The organism is Aeromonas sp. FDAARGOS 1406, from assembly GCF_019048565.1.
Taxonomy (GTDB): Bacteria; Pseudomonadota; Gammaproteobacteria; order Enterobacterales; family Aeromonadaceae; genus Aeromonas; species Aeromonas caviae.
Genome location: NZ_CP077378.1, coordinates 617,496 through 638,498 on the forward strand (window position 1 = coordinate 617,496; position 21,003 = coordinate 638,498).

The 21,003-nt window shown below is 61.8% G+C and carries 18 protein-coding genes; 5 read left to right on the forward strand and 13 right to left on the reverse strand.

The window, feature by feature from the left end; all coding sequences use genetic code 11:
• Positions 1-41: 41 nt before the first annotated feature.
• The 5 genes from hupB to tig form a co-directional block, all read right to left on the reverse strand.
• On the reverse strand, positions 42-314 hold the full coding sequence (gene hupB / locus I6L36_RS02850) for a nucleoid-associated protein HU-beta (protein WP_005315375.1): 273 nt from the start codon (positions 312-314) through the stop codon (positions 42-44).
• 240 nt (positions 315-554) lie between these two features.
• Positions 555-2,909 carry an endopeptidase La gene (gene lon, locus I6L36_RS02855; RefSeq protein ID WP_109112112.1) on the reverse strand — a complete coding sequence of 785 codons (2,355 nt, stop codon included), beginning with the start codon at positions 2,907-2,909 and terminating at the stop codon, positions 555-557.
• A gap of 139 nt (positions 2,910-3,048) precedes the next feature.
• Positions 3,049-4,323 carry an ATP-dependent protease ATP-binding subunit ClpX gene (gene clpX, locus I6L36_RS02860; RefSeq protein WP_010674573.1) on the reverse strand — a complete coding sequence of 425 codons (1,275 nt, stop codon included), beginning with the start codon at positions 4,321-4,323 and terminating at the stop codon, positions 3,049-3,051.
• 70 nt (positions 4,324-4,393) lie between these two features.
• Complete coding sequence (gene clpP / locus I6L36_RS02865; RefSeq protein ID WP_005324106.1) at positions 4,394-5,017, reverse strand: ATP-dependent Clp endopeptidase proteolytic subunit ClpP; 624 nt, start codon at positions 5,015-5,017, stop codon at positions 4,394-4,396.
• Between the two features lie 86 nt (positions 5,018-5,103).
• Positions 5,104-6,414, reverse strand: coding sequence for a trigger factor (tig, locus tag I6L36_RS02870; RefSeq protein ID WP_109112113.1), 1,311 nt, complete (start codon positions 6,412-6,414; stop codon positions 5,104-5,106).
• A gap of 430 nt (positions 6,415-6,844) precedes the next feature.
• Between tig and I6L36_RS02875 the strand changes: the two genes are divergently transcribed.
• Together I6L36_RS02875 and yfbR are read left to right on the forward strand one after the other, a co-directional pair.
• Positions 6,845-7,279, forward strand: a complete 435-nt coding sequence (locus tag I6L36_RS02875) for a YccF domain-containing protein (protein WP_042016081.1) — start codon at positions 6,845-6,847, stop codon at positions 7,277-7,279.
• An 84-nt stretch (positions 7,280-7,363) separates the two neighbouring features.
• Positions 7,364-7,954, forward strand: coding sequence for a 5'-deoxynucleotidase (yfbR, locus tag I6L36_RS02880; protein ID WP_010674569.1), 591 nt, complete (start codon positions 7,364-7,366; stop codon positions 7,952-7,954).
• Between the two features lie 130 nt (positions 7,955-8,084).
• Here yfbR and lolE read toward each other — a convergent pair whose 3' ends face one another.
• Genes lolE through I6L36_RS02895 form a run of 3 tightly spaced genes read right to left on the reverse strand, consistent with a single transcriptional unit; the run spans position 8,085 to position 11,300 of the window.
• Positions 8,085-9,326: a lipoprotein-releasing ABC transporter permease subunit LolE gene (gene lolE / locus I6L36_RS02885; protein ID WP_109112213.1), complete on the reverse strand. Its 1,242-nt coding sequence runs from the start codon at positions 9,324-9,326 to the stop codon at positions 8,085-8,087.
• Positions 9,326-10,024 (reverse strand): lipoprotein-releasing ABC transporter ATP-binding protein LolD, encoded by a 699-nt coding sequence (gene lolD, locus I6L36_RS02890; protein WP_010674567.1) that lies wholly within the window; start codon positions 10,022-10,024, stop codon positions 9,326-9,328. Before lolD ends, lolE begins: the two co-directional genes overlap by 1 nt.
• Before the next feature lie 40 nt (positions 10,025-10,064).
• The gene (locus I6L36_RS02895) at positions 10,065-11,300 is read right to left on the reverse strand and encodes a lipoprotein-releasing ABC transporter permease subunit (protein WP_010674566.1); all 1,236 of its coding nucleotides are present in this window, start codon (positions 11,298-11,300) and stop codon (positions 10,065-10,067) included.
• A 76-nt stretch (positions 11,301-11,376) separates the two neighbouring features.
• On the opposite strand from I6L36_RS02895, the gene I6L36_RS02900 reads away from it, so the two are divergent.
• Together I6L36_RS02900 and mfd are read left to right on the forward strand one after the other, a co-directional pair.
• Positions 11,377-11,952, forward strand: coding sequence for a PilZ domain-containing protein (locus I6L36_RS02900; RefSeq protein WP_042863798.1), 576 nt, complete (start codon positions 11,377-11,379; stop codon positions 11,950-11,952).
• 42 nt (positions 11,953-11,994) lie between these two features.
• A complete protein-coding gene (mfd, locus tag I6L36_RS02905) occupies positions 11,995-15,459 on the forward strand; it encodes a transcription-repair coupling factor (protein WP_109112214.1) in 3,465 nt (1,154 codons plus the stop codon).
• 518 nt (positions 15,460-15,977) lie between these two features.
• Here the strand turns inward: mfd and fbp are convergent.
• Complete coding sequence (gene fbp / locus I6L36_RS02910; RefSeq protein WP_029314452.1) at positions 15,978-17,012, reverse strand: class 1 fructose-bisphosphatase; 1,035 nt, start codon at positions 17,010-17,012, stop codon at positions 15,978-15,980.
• Positions 17,000-17,242, reverse strand: a complete 243-nt coding sequence (locus I6L36_RS02915) for a hypothetical protein (protein ID WP_125117245.1) — start codon at positions 17,240-17,242, stop codon at positions 17,000-17,002. Before I6L36_RS02915 ends, fbp begins: the two co-directional genes overlap by 13 nt.
• 143 nt (positions 17,243-17,385) lie before the next feature.
• Between I6L36_RS02915 and I6L36_RS02920 the strand changes: the two genes are divergently transcribed.
• Entirely contained in the window at positions 17,386-19,002 is a 1,617-nt protein-coding gene (locus I6L36_RS02920) for a peptide ABC transporter substrate-binding protein (protein WP_045524768.1), read from the forward strand.
• 50 nt (positions 19,003-19,052) lie between these two features.
• Here I6L36_RS02920 and I6L36_RS02925 read toward each other — a convergent pair whose 3' ends face one another.
• The 3 genes from I6L36_RS02925 to sixA all read right to left on the reverse strand — a co-directional run bounded on the left by I6L36_RS02925 (position 19,053) and on the right by sixA (position 20,966).
• Entirely contained in the window at positions 19,053-19,973 is a 921-nt protein-coding gene (locus tag I6L36_RS02925; protein WP_109112215.1) for a DMT family transporter, read from the reverse strand.
• Between the two features lie 185 nt (positions 19,974-20,158).
• Positions 20,159-20,365 (reverse strand): DUF1107 domain-containing protein, encoded by a 207-nt coding sequence (locus I6L36_RS02930; protein ID WP_145988363.1) that lies wholly within the window; start codon positions 20,363-20,365, stop codon positions 20,159-20,161.
• A 133-nt stretch (positions 20,366-20,498) separates the two neighbouring features.
• A complete protein-coding gene (gene sixA, locus I6L36_RS02935; protein WP_109112217.1) occupies positions 20,499-20,966 on the reverse strand; it encodes a phosphohistidine phosphatase SixA in 468 nt (155 codons plus the stop codon).
• Positions 20,967-21,003 lie beyond the last annotated feature (37 nt).

Consider the following 21,003-nt stretch of genomic DNA (forward strand, 5'->3'; position numbering starts at 1 on the left):
TCAGAGACCAAGGACGGTGCCGATAGATATCAGCGACCGGCTTAGTTGACCGCGTCTTTCAGGGCCTTGCCGGCTTTGAAGGCAGGAACTTTACCGGCAGCGATTTCGATGGTCGCACCAGTTTGCGGGTTGCGGCCGGAACGGGCTGCACGCTCGCGAACGGCGAAAGTACCGAAACCAACCAGAGCAACCTGGTCACCCTCTTTCAGGGCTTCGCCCACGGCATCGATGAAGGCATCCAGCGCACGACCAGCGGCAGCTTTGGAGATATCAGCACCGTCTGCAATCTTGTCAATCAGTTGAGATTTATTCACTCTTATATTCCCCTTTTATCGAACATCGCTGCGGCGCTGATTTCCCTGGCCACAACAAGTGGAGGTTTTATAACAAGCCTCCTGATCAGTTGCAAGTGACAATCTGGCGCAAACCCGCGCCACATCACGCATTGCGACTCATCATGAGTACCCGATCGGTGGTCAAGGCTACTTCCGTTGTCCGGTGCATGCAAGCCTTAACCACCCCCCGAATGCGCCAAATTTGCGGCGCATCAACATTTACACGACAGAAACGCGTTCGAAACCTTGCGGATTGTCCTGCAACGCCAGTGCAAGCACCTCATCAATCCAGCGAACCGGATAGATTTCAAGATCTTGTTTGACGTTGGCCGGGATCTCCTCGAGGTCACGTTCGTTCTCTTTCGGGATCAGCACACGCTTGATGCCACCACGGTGGGCCGCCAGCAGTTTCTCCTTGAGACCACCGATGGGCAACACCTCGCCACGCAGGGTGATTTCACCCGTCATGGCCACGTCGGCGCGCACCGGGTTGCCGGTGAGGCTGGAGACTAGGGCGGTACACATGGCGATACCGGCGCTCGGGCCGTCTTTCGGGGTCGCCCCTTCCGGCACGTGCACGTGGATGTCGCGCTTCTCGTAGAAGTCGCCGTTGATACGTAGCTTCTCGGCGCGGGCACGCACCACCGTCATGGCCGCCTGGATGGACTCCTGCATCACGTCACCGAGGGAACCGGTGTAAGTGAGCTTGCCCTTGCCTGGCATGTTGGTGGTCTCGATGGTGAGAAGATCGCCCCCCACTTCGGTCCACGCCAGCCCGCACACCTGACCAATCTGGTTCTGGTCGGTGGCCTTGCCATAGTCAAAGCGCTGTACCCCCAGGAACTCCTTGAGGTTCTCCTGGTTGACCTGAACATGTTTGATGCTCTTGTCCAGCAGGATGCGTTTGACTGCCTTGCGACAGATTTTGGAGATTTCACGCTCCAGGCTGCGCACACCCGCCTCGCGGGTGTAGTAGCGAATCACTCCGATCAGCGCCGAATCCTCGATGGTGATCTCGGAAGGCTTCAGGCCGTTGCGCTGGATCTGCTTGGCAACCAGGTGCTGCTTGGCAATGTTGAGCTTCTCGTCCTCGGTGTAACCGGACAGACGGATCACTTCCATCCGGTCCAGCAGCGGACCCGGGATGTTCATGGAGTTGGAGGTGGCCACGAACATCACGTCCGACAGGTCATAATCCACTTCCAGATAGTGATCGTTGAAGCTGCTGTTCTGCTCGGGATCCAGCACCTCCAGCAGGGCGGAAGCGGGATCGCCACGCATGTCCGAGCTCATCTTGTCGATTTCGTCGAGCAGGAACAGCGGGTTCTTCACGCCGACTTTCGCCATCTTCTGGATGAGCTTGCCGGGCATGGAGCCGATGTAGGTACGACGGTGACCACGGATCTCCGCCTCGTCACGCACCCCACCCAGGGCCATGCGCACATACTTGCGGCCGGTGGCCTTGGCGATGGACTGGCCCAGGGAGGTCTTGCCCACCCCGGGAGGCCCGACCAGGCAGAGGATGGGGCCCTTGAGCTTGTTGACCCGCGCCTGCACTGCCAGGTATTCGAGGATGCGATCCTTGACCTTGTCCAGGCCATAGTGATCCGCATCCAGCACCTCCTGGGCCTTGCCCAGGTCTTTCTTGACCTTGGAGCGGGTCTTCCAGGGCACCTGCACCATCCAGTCCACATAGCTGCGCACCACGGTGGCTTCCGCCGACATGGGGGACATCATCTTGAGCTTGGCGAGCTCGGCCTGGGCCTTCTCGCGGGCATCCTCCGGCATCCCGGCCTCTTCAATCTTGCGATTGAGGGCTTCGAATTCATCCGGGCTGTCTTCCAGCTCACCCAGCTCTTTCTGGATGGCCTTCATCTGCTCGTTGAGGTAATACTCCCGCTGGCTCTTCTCCATCTGCTTCTTGACCCGAGAGCGGATGCGTTTCTCGACCTGCAACAGGTCGATCTCCGACTCCATCATGGCCATCAGAAACTCGATGCGCTCGGACACGGAGGCGATTTCCAGCACCTTCTGCTTGTCTTCGAGCTTGAGCGGCATGTGGGCAGCCATGGTATCGGCCAGGCGCGCCGCATCGTCAATCGCCGAAATCGAGGTGAGTACCTCGGGCGGGATCTTCTTGTTGAGCTTGATGTAACCTTCGAACTGGCCGATGGCAGAGCGCACCAGCACGTCCTGATCCTTCTCCTCGATGGGGGCGGACGCGATGTACTGGGCCTCCCCGACAAAGAAGTCGCGATCGTCGTTCATCCGCTCAAGGCGGGCACGCTGGCCCCCCTCCACCAGCACCTTGACGGTGCCGTCCGGCAGCTTGAGCATCTGCAGAATATTGGCCACTGTCCCGACGGAGAAAATTTCCTCCACCGTCGGTTCGTCAGTCGACGCATCCTTCTGGGCCACCAGCAGGACTTTCTTGTCCTGCTCCATGGCCGCTTCCAGACAGCGAATGGATTTTTCCCGCCCCACAAAGAGTGGAATGACCATGTGGGGATAGACCACCACGTCACGAAGAGGCAGGACGGGAATCTCGATGCGTTCTGAACGCTCTAGGTTCATATATGTCCTCTCGGCTTGTTATACCGTTGGCAAAGGCTTGGCTGAGTATATGGGGGCGCAAAGATGAGATTCAATCGCCTTGGCCGTAAAAAGCATGAAAGGGGCAAAAAGCCCCTTTATGTGATTAAAAATCAGACAGTTACTCTGAGGCTGCGGCCTGAGTCTCGGGATTGTCGTAGATCATCAGGGGCGCGGAGTCTCCCTTGATCACCGTCTCGTCGATCACCACCTTGCTGACCCCTTTCAGGGAGGGCAGGTCATACATGGTGTCGAGCAGTACGGCCTCGACAATGGAACGCAGACCCCGGGCACCGGTTTTGCGCTCCATGGCCTTGCGGGCAATGGCATTGAGCGCGTCGTCACGAAACTCCAGCTCCACCTCTTCCAGGGCGAACAGCGCGGCATACTGCTTGGTCAGCGCGTTTTTCGGCTCTTTCAGGATCTGGATGAGGGCAGCCTCGTCAAGCTCGGTCAGGGTCGCGACCACCGGCAGACGGCCGATGAACTCGGGGATGAGACCGTACTTGATGAGATCTTCCGGCTCCACCTTGGCAAAGTTCTCGCTCAGGGTTGCCTTGGCATTCTTGGATTTCACCTCGGCGCCAAAACCGATGCCGGTGCCCTTGACGGAGCGCTGCTCGATCACCTTGTCCAGCCCCGCGAAAGCACCACCACAGATGAAGAGGATCTTGGAGGTGTCGACCTGCAAAAACTCCTGCTGCGGGTGCTTGCGACCGCCCTGGGGCGGCACGGAGGCGATGGTGCCTTCGATCAGTTTCAGCAGTGCCTGCTGCACCCCTTCCCCGGAGACGTCGCGGGTGATGGAGGGGTTGTCCGACTTGCGGGAGATCTTGTCGATCTCGTCGATGTAGACGATACCGCGCTGGGCCTTCTCCACGTCGTAGTCGCACTTTTGCAGCAACTTCTGGATGATGTTCTCCACGTCCTCGCCCACGTAACCGGCTTCGGTCAGGGTGGTGGCATCGGCCATGGTGAAGGGCACATCCAGCAGACGAGCCAGGGTCTCGGCCAGCAGAGTCTTGCCGCTGCCGGTGGGGCCAATCAGCAGGATGTTGGATTTGCCCAGCTCCACGCCACCGGACTCGCTGCCGCTGCGAAGACGCTTGTAGTGGTTGTAGACAGCCACTGCCAGCACCTTCTTGGCGTACTCCTGACCGATCACGTAGTCGTCCAGATGAGCGCGGATTTCATGAGGGGTCGGCAGCTCGCTACCATCGCGCTTGGGAGAGATCTCGCGGATCTCTTCGCGGATGATGTCGTTGCACAGCTCGACACACTCATCACATACGTAGACGGAAGGGCCAGCGATCAGCTTGCGCACTTCATGCTGGCTTTTGCCGCAGAAAGAGCAATACAGCAGCTTGTCGCCCTCACCCTTGCGTTTCTCTGTCATTCAGCGACCTCGTTTTATCAATAGAGGATGGATCGTCCTGTTGAGTTTACAACAGGACGGGGTACCCTGCTCAGCCGCGCTGGCTCAGGATGCCGTCAACCAGACCATAGGCAACGGCCTGTTCGGCGGACATGAAGTTGTCACGGTCGGTGTCGCGCTCGATGGTGGCCATGTCCTGACCGGTATGGAACGCCAGACGATCGTTCAGGGTATTCTTGATTTTCAGGATCTCCTGGGCATGGATCTGGATGTCAGAAGCCTGGCCCTGGAAGCCGCCCAGCGGCTGGTGGATCATCACTCGGGCATTGGGCAGGCAGAAACGCTTGCCTTTGGCGCCACCGGCCAGCAGGAAGGCCCCCATGGAGCAGGCCTGCCCCATGCAGACGGTGCTCACGTCCGGCTTGATGAACTGCATGGTGTCATAAATGGACATACCCGCAGTGACGGCGCCACCCGGCGAGTTGATGTAGATGCTGATGTCCTGATCCGGGTTCTCGGACTCCAGGAACAGCAGTTGGGCCACCACCAGGTTCGCCATGTGATCCTCGACCTGACCGGTCAGGAAGATCACCCGCTCTTTCAGCAGACGGGAATAGATGTCGTAGGAACGCTCCCCTTTCGCGGTTTGCTCTACCACCATCGGGATGAGCGCATTGCGTGGGGATTCAGTCACATCGTTATAGTTCTTGTACATAAGGCATTGTCCCTAAAATAAAATGGCCCGAGTGGAGATCACACGAGCCATTATACTTAACAGTTTTGACCTTAAGTCAAATGTTCTTAGGCAGCGGCACCGGACTTGTTGATCACTTCGTCGAAGGCAACTTCTTTCTCGGTGACTTGCGCCTTGGACAGGATCAGATCGATGGCTTGATCTTCAATGGCCAGGTTGCGCACGCCGTTCAGCATCTGCTCGTTCTGCTGATAGTACTCGATCACTTCTTTCGGATCTTCGTAGGCAGTGGCCATGGACTCGATGATGCTGGTCACACGGGCGTCGTCAGCCTTGATCTCGTTGGTGCGGATGACGTCACCCAGCAGCAGACCAACGCGGACACGGCGCTCGGCCTGGGCCTGGAACAGCTCGGCCGGCAGCTCGGGGGCGTTGCCGCCCTGGAAGCCACCGAAGCGCTGCAGAGCCTGCTGACGCAGGGTGTCGATTTCCTGGGCAACAGCAGCCTTCGGCAGATCGATCTGGTTGGCTTCAACCAGGCCGTTCAGTACCTGCTCTTTCACGCTGTTTTTCAGGGCCTGGGCCAGTTCGCGCTCCATGTTCTTGCGCACTTCAGCCTTCAGCTCTTCAACGCTGCCGCTCTCGATGCCGAAACGCTTGACGAACTCTTCGGTCAGCTCGGGCAGCACTTGCTCTTCAACCTTGTGCAGCTTGGAGGCAAACTTGGCAGCCTTGCCCTTCAGGGCTTCGGCGTGGTAGTCAGCCGGGAAAGTCACCTCGATGGTGAACTCGTCGCCCGCTTTCTTGCCCTGGATGGCGTCTTCGAAGCCCGGGATCATGCGGCCAGCGCCCAGTTCCAGGGTGAAGCCTTCAGCCTTGCCACCGTCGAACTCTTCACCGTCGATGGAACCGACGAAGTCCATGGTCACACGCATGCCGTTGGCGGCAGCCACAGCGGCTTCAGTCCAGGTGGCGTGCTGCTTGCGCAGGGTGTCGATCATGTTTTCCAGGTCGCTGTCCTTAACGGTGGCAACCGGCTTCTCGACCTTGATGCTCTCCAGACCGGCAACTTCGAACTCCGGATACACTTCGAAAGTGGCGGTGAACTCGAAATCCTGACCTTCTTTGATCTCTTTCGGATCCATGGTCGGGGCGCCAGCCGGGCTCAGTTTGTTCTCGATGATGGCCTTGATGAAGTTGTTCTGCATCATTTCATCGGCAACGCGGGCGTGAGCCATGGCACCGAACATCTTCTTGATGATGGCAACCGGAGCCTTGCCAGGACGGAAACCGTCGATGCGACGGGTTTTGGCCAGGCCATTCAATTCTTTGCGCACGGCGGCGTCAACGGTAGCGGCCGGTACAGTGATGGTAAGACGGCGTTCCAGACCCTGGGTTGTCTCTACAGAAACTTGCATTCTTTTACCTCGTTCAACTCAGCACTGCGTGCTGACCCTTTATTGCCCCCGGGCAAGCCCGGAGTCTTCCTGTTTATAAAGACAACGACTGTCTTTGTGATGAGAAAATATGACGCGACATTATAGCGGCGTGCAGTGGTCGCGTCGAGCCGCACATCCCCCATCCGGGGCACAGACAGCACAATTTGCGCAAGACTTTCTCCTATATGGGGAAGCCTTGCACCGAGTTCAAGCATTCCATCCGCAATAATTTGCACTGGCTCACTCTTTTTCACGGCGAACGGGCCATTTTGATCGCCATCCGCCGCCAATCAGGCACAAAAATGGCGTGCTGCGACCCAAATTGTCCACCTTCTCGCCTGCGCCATTGCGTCCCCCGGCAGGGCTCGCTATGGTGACAACCAATTTACGTGCTGCTGGAGTCACCCACATGTCCTTTTTCCGCTTCTTGTTCAATCTGCTCTGGTTCGTGCTGGGAGGCGTCTTCATGGGGCTGGCCTGGTGGCTGGCGGGGCTGCTCTGCTTCATCTCCCTCATCGGGATCCCCTGGGGACGCGCCTGCTTCGTCATCGGCACTTTCACCTTCTTCCCGTTTGGCAAGCAGGCGGTGAGCCGCAAGAGCATGACGGGCCAGAGCGACATCGGCACCGGTGCCCTGGGGCTGATTGGCAACATTCTCTGGTTTGTGCTCATCGGGGTCTGGCTGGCCATCGGCCACATCGCCTCGGCGCTGGCCTGTTTCGTCACCATCGTCGGCATCCCGTTCGGCATCCAGCACCTCAAGCTGGCCCTCATCAGCCTTGCCCCCATCGGCCAGATGATAGTGACCAACCACGAGGCCGAATCGGGCCGCTACATCCGCTGACAGCCCATCTCAGACTATCCTTGCGGGTGGAAAAAAGGGCAGACTAGGGTCTGCCCTTTTTCATTGCCCCATTCGAGGTCTTTCATGCTGCCCAGCCATTTTTTTGCCAACCTCGCCCGTATGCGCCTCATCTACCGCTGGCCCCTGATGCGCAACATCCAGCCCGAAAACATCGCCGAGCACAGCTTGCAGGTTGCCATGGTGGCCCACGCCCTCGGCCTTATCAGCAATCGCCTGTTCGGCGCTCAGGTGGATGCAGACCGGGCCGCCGTCATGGCCCTCTACCACGACAGCAGCGAGGTGCTGACCGGGGATCTGCCCACCCCGGTCAAGTACTTCAATCCCGAAATCGCCCGTGAATACAAGAAGATTGAGCTTGCCGCCGAGCAGCGCCTGCTGGGCATGTTGCCGCCTGAGCTGGTCGAGGACTTTCGCCCCCTGCTCGACTCCGGCGCCCAGGACGAGGCCCTCACCAGCCTGGTGAAGGATGCAGACACCCTCTGTGCCTACACCAAGTGTCTGGAGGAGCTGAGCGTCGGCAACCGGGAGTTCGAGCCCGCGCGAAAGCGCCTCGAGCAGATGCTGGACGCCAGGATGAACCCCGCCATGCGCTACTTCATCGATGTCTTCGTGGGGAGTTTTTCACTGCCTCTCGATGAGTTGAATGCCCATTGATGCCATCAACACGGCACCGGGCATCATCTCCTCCTGCGTATTGCCTCGATAACCGCCACTTCGGGGGGTTCCCCACAAAAGAGTGACAATAAAAAGGGCCCCGCAGGGCCCGTTATCACATCCATGGGTATCAATGCCCCAGCTCCCGGGACGGCACCAGGCCGCTCGCCCGCCAGGCGGGATAGAGGGTCGCCACCAGGCTCATCAGGATGGCGGCGCCGGTCACGATGAGCAAGTCCTGCATGTGCAGCTCGGTCGGCAGGAAGTCGATGAAGTAGATGTCCGGATTGAGGAAACGGTGCCCGATCACTCCTTCGATGGCGCTCAGGATCTGGGTCAGCTTGCTGGAGAGCAGGCCGCCCAGCAGGGCGCCTAGCAAGGCTCCCGCCACCCCGTTCACCATCCCCTGGATGACGAAAGTGAGCCGGATCTGGCCCGGGCTCGCCCCCATGGTCTTCAAGATGGCAATCTCGCTGCGCTTCTCATTCACCGCCATCACCAGGGTGGAGACGATGTTGAAGCAGGCCACCGCCACCACCATCAGCATCACCACGTACATCACGGTGCGCACCATCTGGATGTCCTGATAGAGATAACCCTGACGGCTCATCCAGCTACTGATATAGACGTAGTGCGGAAATTTCTGGGCCGCCGCCACCGTAATGGACTGGGCCTTGAGCACGTCGCTCACCTTGATGCTGAACCCCTCCACCGCGCTGCCCATGCCGGTGATGGCCTGGGCGTCCGCCAGGTGCATGAAGCCGAGCAGGCCGTCGAGCTGGCCACCGATCTCGAGCAGCCCTACCACGGTGAGCGCCTCCCGTTTCGGGTTCTTGATGCCGGCGGCATCACCCGCCTGGGGCAGCAGCAGGGTGACGGTGTCCCCTGTCTTGACCCCCAGCTTGTCGGCGATGATCTTGCCGAGGATGACTCCGTGTTCACCCGCCTGCAGCTCGCGAAGGCCCCGACCCGTCATGAAGTTGCCCGCATCGGAGAGATTGGCTTCCAGCTCCGGCAGCACCGCACGCAGCTGGACCCCCTTGAGGGCGGAGCCGTGCTCCAGCAGGCCGTCCAGGCGAATGACGGGCGCAGCCGCCTCCACCCCGGGCTGGGCCAGCAGGTAGTCCCTGAGCCGCGGCCAGTCAGGCAGCGGCGCTTCCATGCCGATGAGCTCGCCGTGAGGGACCACGGAGAGCACCCGGTTCTTGAGCTCCCGCTCGAACCCGTTCATGGCGGAGAGGCCAAGAATGAGGGCCATCACCCCGAGGGCGATCCCGATGAGGGAGGAGGCCGAAATGAAGGCGATGAAGCCGTTGCGGCGGCGGGAGCGGCTGTAACGCAGGCCCAGGAACAGGGGCAGCGGCTTGAACATCAGGCGACCTCCGCCATGATGCCGCTCACCAGGGTGACCCGGCGGTGGAGCTTGGCGGCCAGGCTCAAGTCATGGGTCACCACCACGAACGCGGTGCCAAGCTCGCGGTTGAGCTCGCACAAGAGCTCATAGACGGCGGTGGCGCTGGCATGATCCAGGTTGCCGGTGGGCTCGTCCGCCAGCACCAGGCTGGGTTCGTTGACCAGGGCACGGGCGATGGCCACCCGCTGGCGCTCACCACCGGAGAGCTCGGACGGTCTGTGGTTGAGACGGTGGGAGAGCCCCACCCGCCCCAGCATCTTGCTCGCCTTCTCGGTGGCGCTGGCCACCGACTCACCGGCGATCAGCAGCGGCATGGCCGCATTTTCCAGCGCGCTGAATTCCGAGAGCAGGTGGTGGAACTGGTAAACGAAACCCAGCTCCTGGTTGCGAAACCTCGCCTGGGTGCGGCTGTCCCAGCCATGGATGTCCTGCCCCTTGAACAGCACGGCGCCGCTGGAAGGGTTGTCCAGCGCCCCCATCAGGTGCAGCAGGGTGGTCTTGCCGGAGCCCGAGCTCCCCACCACCGCCAGCATCTCCCCGGGGGCGACGTCCAGCTCGATCCCCTTGAGTACCTGGGTCTCCAGATTGCCCTCTTTGTAGACATGATTGAGGGCCTGACAGCGCAGCAGCGGCTCGCAGGAGACGGATTGATTCATAACGGGGGCTCCACTTGCACCTGTAACAACAGAAGATGAATTATTCATAACGCAGCGCCTCCGCCGGTTTGACCCGGGCCGCGCGGGAGGCCGGGTAAAGGGTGGCACTGAAGCTGAGCAGCACGGCGCCCAGCAAAATGGTCATGACCTGGGCCGGCTCGACGATGACCGGCAGACCGCTGCCCCCTGCCGCCATATAGAGGTTGAGCCCAAGGGCATTGAGCAGAGGATTGAGGCCAAAGCAGAGCGCCAGCCCCGCCAGCCCCCCGAACAGGGCGCCGATTACGCCGCTCGACGCCCCCAGCACCATGAAGATCTTGACGATGCCGGATTCGCTCATGCCCATGGTACGCAGGATGGCCACCTCCCCTTCCTTGTCGGTGACCACCATCACCAGGGCGGAGAGGATGTTGAAGGTGGCGACCGCGATGATCAGCACCAGCATCAGCCCCATCATCCGTTTTTCCATGGCCACCGCCTGGAACAGCTCGCCGCGCTCGCGGCGCCAGTCCTGCCACTCCAGCCCGTCCGGCAACGCGGTCTTCACCACCTCGTCGGCGGCGAAGGGATCGTCCAGCCAGAGGCGGATGCCGCCCACCTTGTCTGCGGGCAGGCGCAGCATGCGCTGGGCATCCCCCAGGGCAATCAGGGCCACCTGGCTGTCCACGTCGGCGCCGACCCCGAAAATGCCGGAGACGGTGAAAAGACGCTGGGCCGGCACCCGGCCAAAGGGGGTAAAGCGGGTACCTTCGGTCAGGATGAGACGCACCTGGTCGCCGATGGAGACCTTGAGTCGGCTGGCCACCCCCTGCCCCAGCACGATGTGGTATTCACCGGCCTGCAGGCTGTCAAGGCGCCCTCCCAGCATCTGGGCGTGCAGGATGTCATCCTTGGGCCAGCGGGCGGGATCGATCCCCTGCACGCTCACGCCGGTGAGCTGACCCGGGCTTTGCAGCATGCCTTCGCTGTCGAGCATGGGGGCCGTGGCCACCACGTGGGGCAAGCGGGCCAGGTCGGGCAGACCTTCGGGCTCGGCCTCGATGCGTCCGGCCTGATTGGTCACCACCACATGGGGGATCACACCGAGGATGCGCCCCTTGAGCTGGCCTTCGAACCCGTTCATCACCGAGATCACCACCATCAGGGCAGCGACCCCGATGGCGATGCCAAAGGTGGAGAACAGGGAGATAAAGGAGACGAAGCGGTTACTGCGTCGCGAGCCTGCATAACGCAGGCCGATGGCCAGCGACAGTGGCTGAAAAAGTCCGGTCTTCAAGGATATCTACGTTGCCAACGAAATAAGATACCGGATAATAAAGGGAAACCGTCTATGACAACAAGGGATAGCCTCCATGCAGGAACAGTTCTTCAGCGTCACCCATGCCACGCCGGTCAATGTGATCCCCATGCCGGCCGACTTTCGTCTGCCGACGCTGGAGGCCCTGGAGGCCGAGTTGCCCGAGCCGTTTCGCATCGCCTCCGCCATCACCTCCATCGATCTGGTGAGCAGCCGGTTGCTGCGCAGCCAGAACGAGTCCATGCACGATCTGGTGGAGATCATCAACCAGCAGTCCCGCAAGATCGACATGATCATGGGCTATGTGCTGGCGGCCCAGGATCACCCCGAGCACCGCTTCCACACCCTGCGCTTTGGCGCCGGGCAGCTCACCTACCTGCACCCCCACCAGGGGCACGGGGAGGCCCCCGCCCTGCACCAGATAGTGCGGCTCAAGATCTTCCTGCGGGAAGAGGCCTCCGCCGTCTACTGCTACGGCGAGGTCGTGCAGCGGGACGCCGGAGAGCATGGCACCCACGTGGTGCTCGACTACGTGCGCATCCGCGAGGATGACCGGGAGCTGCTGGTGCGCGCCAGCCTGCATGTGCAGTCGAAACAGCTCAAGCTGCGTGCCCAGGAACGTCAGCGCTAACCCAGGTCCATGTCAAAAGAACGCCAACAGTAAAAGACTCCGATGATGCCAATGACCCTCCCCGCCTTGCCCGCCAAAGCGGGCCAGAAGACAACGTTCGGCCAGCTGGTCGGCAGCAGCCTGGCTCTGGTTGCCGCCCGCCTCACCCGGGAAGCCCGAAGACCCGTCCTGCTGGTCACCGCCGATACCCCGAGCGCCCTGCGCCTTGAACAGGAACTGGGGTTCCTGCTGGCGGATCAGGATTGCCCGGTGCTGCTGTTCCCGGACTGGGAGACCCTGCCCTACGACAGCTTCTCTCCCCACCAGGACATCATCTCCCAGCGCCTCGAGACCCTCTACCAGTTGCCGCAGATGCGCCACGGCGTGCTCATCGTGCCCATCTCCACCCTGATGCTGCGCACGGCGCCCCAGGCTTATCTCGACAAATACAGCCTGATGGTCACAAGCGGCCAGCGCCTCAACCTGCAGCAGCTGCGCGGGCGTCTGGCGGAGGCGGGCTACGTGGCGGTGGAACAGGTGCTGGAGCACGGCGAATTCGCCGCCCGCGGCTCCCTGCTGGATCTCTTCCCCATGGGGAGCAGCCGCCCCTATCGCATTGATTTTTTCGATGACGAGGTGGACTCCATCCGCCCGTTCGATCCCGAGACCCAGCGCTCCAGCGAGCCGGTGAAGTCGGTGAGCCTCCTGCCCGCCCGGGAATTTCCCACCGACGAGGGGGCCATCGAGCTGTTTCGTGGCCAGTATCGCGAACAGTTCGAGATCTCCCGGGCCGAGGGCTCCGTCTATCAGGAGGTGAGCAAGGGGCGCTGGCCCGCCGGCATCGAATACTACCTGCCGCTCTTCTTCAACCAGACCGCCAGCCTGTTTGACTACCTGCCAGGCAACACCCTGCTGCTCACCGTGGGGGAGATCTACCCCGCGGCCCAGCGCTTCTGGAACGACATCGGCCAGCGCTATGAAGACAGGCGCTGGGACAACACCCGTCCCCTGCTGCCGCCCCAGCAGATCTATCTGCCGGTGGAGCAGCTCTTCGCCGCCCTCGGGGACTATGGCGCCGTGCGTCTGCAGGAGGCGACCGTTGACGGCGGAGCGGATCAGCACGATCTGCCCCTCGCCCCCCTGCCGGATCTGCAGCTCGACCACAGCAAGGAGCAACCCCTGCTGGCCCTTGACGGCTTCCTGCAAGGCTTTGCCGGGCGCACCCTGTTTGCGGTGGAGTCCGAGGGGCGGCGCGAGGGGCTCGGGGATCTGCTCGCACGGATCAACCTGCAACCCCGGGAGTTTGCCTCCCTCGACGCCTTCCTCTCGAGCGATGAGCGCCACGGGCTGCTGGTCTGCCCCCTGGAGCGGGGCTTCCTGCTGCAAGAGCCCGGCCAGACGCCCCTTGCCCTCATCACCGAAGCCGAGCTGCTCGGCGGCAAGATCCGCAGCAAGCGCCAGCGGGACAAGAACAAGAACCTGAGCTCGGATGCGGTGATCCGAAACCTGGGCGAGCTGACCCAGGGCCAGCCGGTGGTGCACCTGGATCACGGGGTCGGTCGCTACCTGGGGCTCGAGACCATAGACGCAGGCGGCCTGCCCACCGAGTTTCTGACCTTGGAATACGCCGGCGGCGACAAGCTGTTCGTGCCGGTCACCAGTTTGCACCTGATCAGCCGCTACACCGGCTCCGACAACCCGCCCAGCCACAAGCTCGGCGGCGAGGCCTGGGTCAAGGCGCGGCGCAAGGCGGCGGAAAAGGTGCGGGACGTGGCGGCCGAGCTGCTGGATGTCTATGCCATGCGGGCAGCCCGTCACGGTTTTGCCTTCAAACACGACCGGGAGGCCTACCGCCAGTTTGCCGCGAGCTTCCCGTTCGAGGAGACCGAGGATCAGCTCAACGCCATCAATGCGGTGCTCGGCGACATGTGCCAGGCCAAGAGCATGGACAGGCTGGTGTGCGGCGACGTGGGCTTTGGCAAGACCGAAGTGGCGATGCGGGCGGCGTTTGTGGCCGTGCACGGCGGCAAGCAGGTGGCGGTGCTGGTGCCCACCACCCTGCTCGCCCAGCAGCACTACGACAACTTCCGCGACCGCTTCGCCAACTGGCCGGTGCGGGTGGAGGTGCTGAGCCGCTTCCGCTCCGCCAAGGAGCAGAGCGCGGTGATGAAGGAGATGGCCGAGGGCAAGGTGGACATCATCATCGGCACCCACAAGCTGCTCGGCGCCGAGCTCACCTTCAAGGATCTGGGGCTGCTCATCGTCGACGAGGAGCACCGCTTCGGGGTGCGCCAGAAGGAGAAGATCAAGGCGCTGCGCGCCGACGTGGATATCCTCACCCTCACCGCCACCCCCATTCCCCGCACCCTCAACATGGCCATGTCCGGCATGCGGGATCTCTCCATCATCGCCACCCCGCCCGCCAAGCGGCTCGCCATCAAGACCTTCGTGCGCCAGCACGAGCCGGCGGTGGTGCGCGAGGCGGTACTGCGGGAGTTGAAGCGTGGCGGCCAGGTCTACTACCTGCACAACGACGTGGAGAGCATCGAGAAGTGCGCCGCCGATCTTGCCGAGCTGGTGCCGGAGGCGCGCATCGGCATCGCCCACGGCCAGATGCGCGAGCGGGAGCTCGAGCGGGTGATGTCGGACTTCTACCACCAGCGCTTCAACCTGCTGGTGTGCACCACCATCATCGAGACCGGCATCGACGTGCCGAGCGCCAACACCATCATCATGGACCGGGCGGATCACCTTGGCCTGGCCCAGCTGCACCAGCTGCGGGGCCGGGTCGGGCGCTCCCACCACCAGGCCTATGCCTACCTGCTCACCCCCCATCCCAAGCTGATGACCAAGGATGCGGCCAAGCGGCTGGAGGCCATCGCGTCCCTCGAAGATCTCGGCGCCGGCTTTGCGCTCGCCACCCACGATCTGGAGATCCGGGGCGCGGGCGAGCTGCTGGGCGACGATCAGAGCGGCCAGATCGAATCGGTGGGCTTCACCCTCTACATGGAGATGCTGGAGCAGGCGGTGGAGGCGCTCAAACATGGCAAGGAGCCGTCGCTGGAGCAGCTCATGAGCCAGCACACCGAGGTGGAGCTGCGCCTGCCCGCCTTGCTCCCGGACGACTACATCCCGGACGTCAACATGCGCCTCTCCATGTACAAGCGCATCGCCAGTGCCGCCGACGAGCAGGAGCTGCGGGAGCTCAAAGTGGAGCTCATCGATCGCTTCGGCCTCTTGCCGGAGCCGACCAAGACGCTGATGGAGCTGGCCGCCTTCCGCCAGCGCGCCACGGCGCTGGGGATTCGCCGGGTGGAGATGAGCGAGCGCGGCGGCTATCTGGACTTTACCCAGGAAACCAAGGTCAACCCGGCCTATCTGGTCAAGCTGCTCTCGGAGCAGCCGCGCATCTACAAGATGGACGGGCCGACCCGGCTGCGCTTCCAAGTACCGACCCAGGACAGGGCCATGCGCCTCAAACTGGTGGACGGCCTGCTGGCGGATCTCGCCCGCCATGCCACCCCCTGAGGGAAAGCATGACGTCAGCAGGGCGCGACCTGCCGCCTACAACAACGGGAGCCCCAGGGCTCCCGTTTCGTTGCTGGCAAGGGGCGGCATCTCGCCCCCGGCCCGCCTTCTTGCCTCCCGATGCCTCGGTTCGCCCTCCTGGCAGCACCATTTTGCCGCCGAATCCATCTGTTGATACGATGCATTGAGTCATAACCCATCTGAAAAACAGATGGATGTGGGGATGATCGTGGGCAAAAACGGGTTCAACGCGCCTCGATAGCCCCGCAGATGGCCCGTGCCGTATTTATCCCGCCCAGGTATCCAGACCAGGTATCCCGGCCAGGGGCCACCAGCCATTGCACCGCGACCGCCGAGGCGCCGCGTCGGTCCGTCAGTCCGTCAGTCCGTCAGTCCGTCAGTCCGTCAGTCCGTCAGTCCGTCAGTCCGTCAGCATATCAACCTGGCTACATCCGCCTGCACGCCAATAAAAACGGGAGCCTTGACGGCTCCCGTGACGAAGGGACGCTGGCCCGGGCTTAGCCCTGGTTGGCCGGATCCTCGTGGGCGGAGAACTCCCGCATGAAGGCCTCGGCCCGCTCCACCATCCTGGTGGACCCGACGAAGTAGGGGGTGCGCTGGTGCAGAGCGGTAGGCTGGATGTCCATGATGCGGCCAAAGCCATCGGACGCCTTGCCACCGGCCTGCTCCACCAGGAAGGCCATGGGGTTGCACTCATAGAGCAGGCGCAGCTTGCCGTTCGGGGAGTTGGTGCCGGACGGGTAGATGTAGATGCCCCCCTTGAGCAGGTTGCGGTGGAAATCCGACACCAGGGAGCCGATGTAGCGGGAGGTATAGGGCCTGTGAGTCGCCTCGTCACGCTCCTGGCAGTATTTCAGGTACTTCTTCACCCCGTCCGGGAACTTGATGTAGTTGCCCTCGTTGATGGAGTAGATCTTGCCCTCCTCCGGAATGCGGATGTTCTCGTGGGAGAGGCAGAAGCAGCCGATGGAGGGGTCATAGGTGAAGCCGTTGACCCCAAAGCCGGTGGTGTAGACCAGCATGGTGGAGGAGCCGTAGACCACGTAGCCCGCCGCGACCTGACGGTGACCCGGCTGCAGGAAGTCCTCCAGAGTGACCCCGGCGCCCGGTTTGCTGACCCGGCGGTAGATGGAGAAGATGGTCCCGACCGAGACGTTGACGTCGATGTTGGAGGAGCCGTCGAGGGGGTCTATCAGCACCACGTACTTGGAGTGACGAGAGAGCTCGGAATCGAAGGAGACGAAGTCCTCCTCCTCCTCAGAGGCCATGCCGCACACCTCGCCACGGGCCTCCAGCGCCGCCTTGAAGCGCTCGTTGGCATAGACGTCCAGCTTCTGCTGCACCTCGCCCTGCACGTTTTCGGCGCCGATGGAGCCGATGATGTCCGCCAGACCCGCCTTGTTGATCTCCCGGTTCACCACCTTGGCGGCCAGGCGGATGGAGCTGAGCAAGGAGGTCAGCTCGCCGGTCGCGGTCGGGTAGTCCGCCTGCTTTTTGACGATGAACTCGCCCATGGTGATCATGTTTCGCATTCTTGTTCCTTTAAGATCGTTTCCGTTGGCCGTTGAAAACGTTTGCAAGTGTCGGCAAAAAAAGTGCCGATCCCCGGCAGCGTTGTTTTGTAACCCAATGTAACGCCTGTTTTTTGTTTTTGCAGCGAATTAAGCCGTTCTTTAAATCGCCAGAAAACCGCGCCACCACGGGCTTTCGCCGTGAAACAAGGGTGCCATCCGGCATCTTTTGGGGGGTTAATTCGTGACAAGAATGCATCCGGGCCGACGCGGCGGCCCGCCTTGCTCCCCCTGGCGCCCGGCAATGTTGCGCCAGAGGCTCCCCTCTTGAGATCTGCCCCCCAATCCCGCACACTGGCTGCGCTTTGGAAGCAAAAAAACATAAGGATATTCAATGAAAAAGTCGCTTATCGCCGGGGCGGTTGCCGCTCTGCTCACCCTCCCCGTCCTCGCCGCCCAGGTGCCTGAAGGCACCCAGCTTCTGCCAGCCACCCAGCAAGTGTTCGTGCGCAACATCGGCACCGAGCCTGCCTCCATCGATCCCCAGATGGTGGAAGAGAGCGCGGGCAGCGACGTCGTCAACGATCTGTTCGAGGGGCTCTATACCCTGGATGGCAACGGCAAGCTGCAGGCGGCGGGCGCCCTTGGCTACGAGCTCGATGCCACGGGCACCGTCTACACCTTCAAGCTCAGACCCGATGCCAAATGGTCCAACGGCGAGCCGGTGACGGCGGCGGACTACGTCTATGGCTGGCAGCGGGCGGCGGACCCCAAGAACGCCTCCAACTACGCCTGGTTCATCGAGCTGACCGGCGTCGCCAATGCCAGCGACGTGGTGCAGGGCAAGCAGAGCCCGGATGCCCTGGGGATCAAGGCGCTCGATGACTACACCCTGCAGATCACCCTGAAAAACCCGGTCCCCTTCTTCCTCAAGACCCTCTCCCACTACACCACCTTCCCGGCGCCCAAGGCCACCATCGAGAAGTTCGGTCATGAGTGGGTCAAACCGGCCAACATCGTCTCCAACGGCGCCTTCGCCCTCAAGGAGTGGACCCCGAACGAGCGCCTCATCGCCGAGCGCAACCCCCACTACTGGGACAACGAGCACACCGTGCTGAACAAGGTGATCTATCTGGAGATCGTCTCCGATACCGCGGCCTACAACCGCTATCGTGCGAGCGAGCTGCACTACACCACCTATCCCCTGGAGCAGTATCAGCAGATCAAGCGCCAGAGCCCGGAGGAGCTGGTGAGCGCCCCCATGCTCGCCACCTACTACTACGTGTTCAACACCCAGCGCAAACCCTTTGACGACGTCAGGGTGCGCAAGGCACTCTCTCTTGCCATCGACCGGGACACCATCACGGAGAAGATCCTGGGACAGGGGCAGCTCTCCGCCTTCAGCCTGACCCCGCCGAGCGTGGACGGCTTCGAGCTCAAACGCCCCGCCAGCGAGCTGATGAGCAAGGAAGAGCGCATCAAGCAGGCCAAGGCGCTGCTTGGCGAGGCGGGTTACGGCCCTGACAAGCCGCTGACGGTGGACATCCTCTACAACACCAACGAGGGGCACAAGAAGATAGCGCTCGCCATCTCCTCCATGTGGAAGCACAACCTGGGGGTCAAGGCGGAGCTCAACAACATGGAGTGGAAGACCATGGTGTCGGCCCTGAACGAGGGTGACTTCGGGGTGAGCCGCTACTCCTGGAACGGAGACTACAACGATGCCTCCACCTTCCTCGACATCATGACCTCCAGCAGCAGCGCCAACAGCGGCAAGTGGTTCAACAAGGAGTACGACGCCCTCCTGGCCAAGGCCCATGACGCCAAGGATCCGGCCGAGCGCAACCGCCTCTATCAGCAGGCCGAGGTGCTGATCGACGAGGAGGCCCCCATTGCCCCTGTCTACTTCTACGTGAAATCACGGCTGCTCAAACCCAACGTCAAGGGCTACCCCTACCAGAACCCGCAAGACCTGGTCTATGCCAAGGATCTCTATCTGACGGCGCAGTGACGCTGGGCACCGAACCAAAAAGACCGCCTCGAGGGCGGTCTTTTTTTATCCTACTTTTCCTGACAGCCCGCCACCGCGAGCCGGGCGCGTCTTCGCACCGTCACGGGCCTGACCAGCAACTGCGCCAGCAGCACCCCCATCAGGGTCATGCCGCCACCGATGAGGTGATAGCTGGTGAGCCGCTCCCCGAGCCAGCTGATGGCAAGGGCGGCCGTCATCACCGGCAACAGGTTCATGAAGATGGCGGTGCGGCTCGCCCCGAGCAGGGCAATGCCTTGCATCCAGAGCCAGGGCGAGAGGGCCGAGGTCGGGATCCCCGCATAGAGGATGAGCCAGAGGGCGCTGCCATCGGGCCAGTGCCCGTCCACCAGCAGATAGAAGGGGGTGAGGAACAGGAGGCTGCACAGCACCTGACCGTAGAGCATGGACCAGTTGTCCAGCCCCAGATCCCAGCGCTTGAGCAGCACGCTGTAGAGCGCATAGGTGGCCGCCGAGAGCAGCATGTAGACGGAACCGATATGGATGCCCTGGGTCAGCAGCCGGGCCGGATCCCCCTGCCCCAACAAAATCGCCAGCCCCAGAATGGAGATGGCGCCTCCCAGCAGCGCCCCCCAGGTGGGCCGCTCGCGCAGCAACCAGATGCTGAGCAGCACCGTCATCAAGGGGGTCAGCCCCATCATCAGGCCAATCTCGGTAGCCCCCAGGGTCTGGGCCGCGTAATAGCCAAAGGTCTGGTTCAAGACCATCCCGAGCAGGGCCAGCACCGCCAGCCTCGAGAAACCGGCCCGCAGTTTGCGGCGCTCGCGCCAGGCCCGGTGAGCCAGAAACGGGGTCAGCACCAGGGCCGCCACCATCCAGCGCGACCAGGCGAGCGCCGCAGGAGACAACACCCCGACCGCCAGCTTGCTGACGATGCCATTGCCGGCCCAGATGGCCATGCAGGAGAAGGGAAACAGGAAGGCAAGGGGCATTGCGATATCCAGAATAAAAAGGCGGGTATTGCGCGCGAGTATAGAGAGGCAATCAGGATAAGCAAGCCTGCCAACGCAGGAAGAAGCGCCATGACGCGAACGGTTGGCGCCGCGCCCAGGCGCCATCAACAATCATGCCCGCACAGGGGCGGGCATGAGGGGGACCAGGGTCAGCCTGAGGCGCCTCAGGCGGCATCCATTTGGAGCCTTGAAATCAGTTCATTGACCTCGAGCACCGTCTGGCGATGGGGAATGTCGGCTTGCAATGGCATCATCAGCAAGCCCGACTGGAAATCGAAGCGCCCCCTGCCGTGGATGTAAATCCTCCCCTTGAAGAAGGTTTTGACATGTTTTGCCACCATCAGTGGCAGGTACTTCTTGAACACTCTCATCGTTTGCAACCTCTTGAAGTTGTATCCGTATGACAGCAGCTTATGCGAAATAATTCCGTTAAATTTATATAAAAAACCGGAAAAATCGACTCTCTCTTCCCCAAAAAACCAAATTGTAACTTATTATTAACTTTTACCGTATTGTATGCGGTCCTTCCAGCCAGAGCAAGACTCCTTTGCCATCTTGCCACTCGATGCAGGCCAGGCCGGAGGTGGCGAACATGGGGGCGCCCGCAGCCGGACAGAGGCTCTGCACCAGATACCCCACCAGAGGCAGGTGGCTGACCATGAGAATGTTGTCGTGCTCCGCCGCCAGCGCGGTGAGGTAGCTCGCCACGAAGGCCGGATCGCCATAGGGGGTGATCTCGCCACTCTCCTCGATCTTGAGGGCCTCGGGCAGCTCGGGGGCGATGGCCTGCCAGGTCTGTCTGGCACGCAGGTAGTTGCTGTGGATCACCAGGCTCAGGGAGCCGGTCAGCTGGGGAGCCAGCCAGCATGCCATGTGGATGGACTCTTCGATGCCTTGTTCGGTCAGTGGACGCTGTTCATCAGTCTTTGCGTTCATGCCAGCCTGGCCATGACGCATGATGTAGATTTTCATTACAACCTCGCCCAGGGGGCCTGTTTAAATAGCCGGG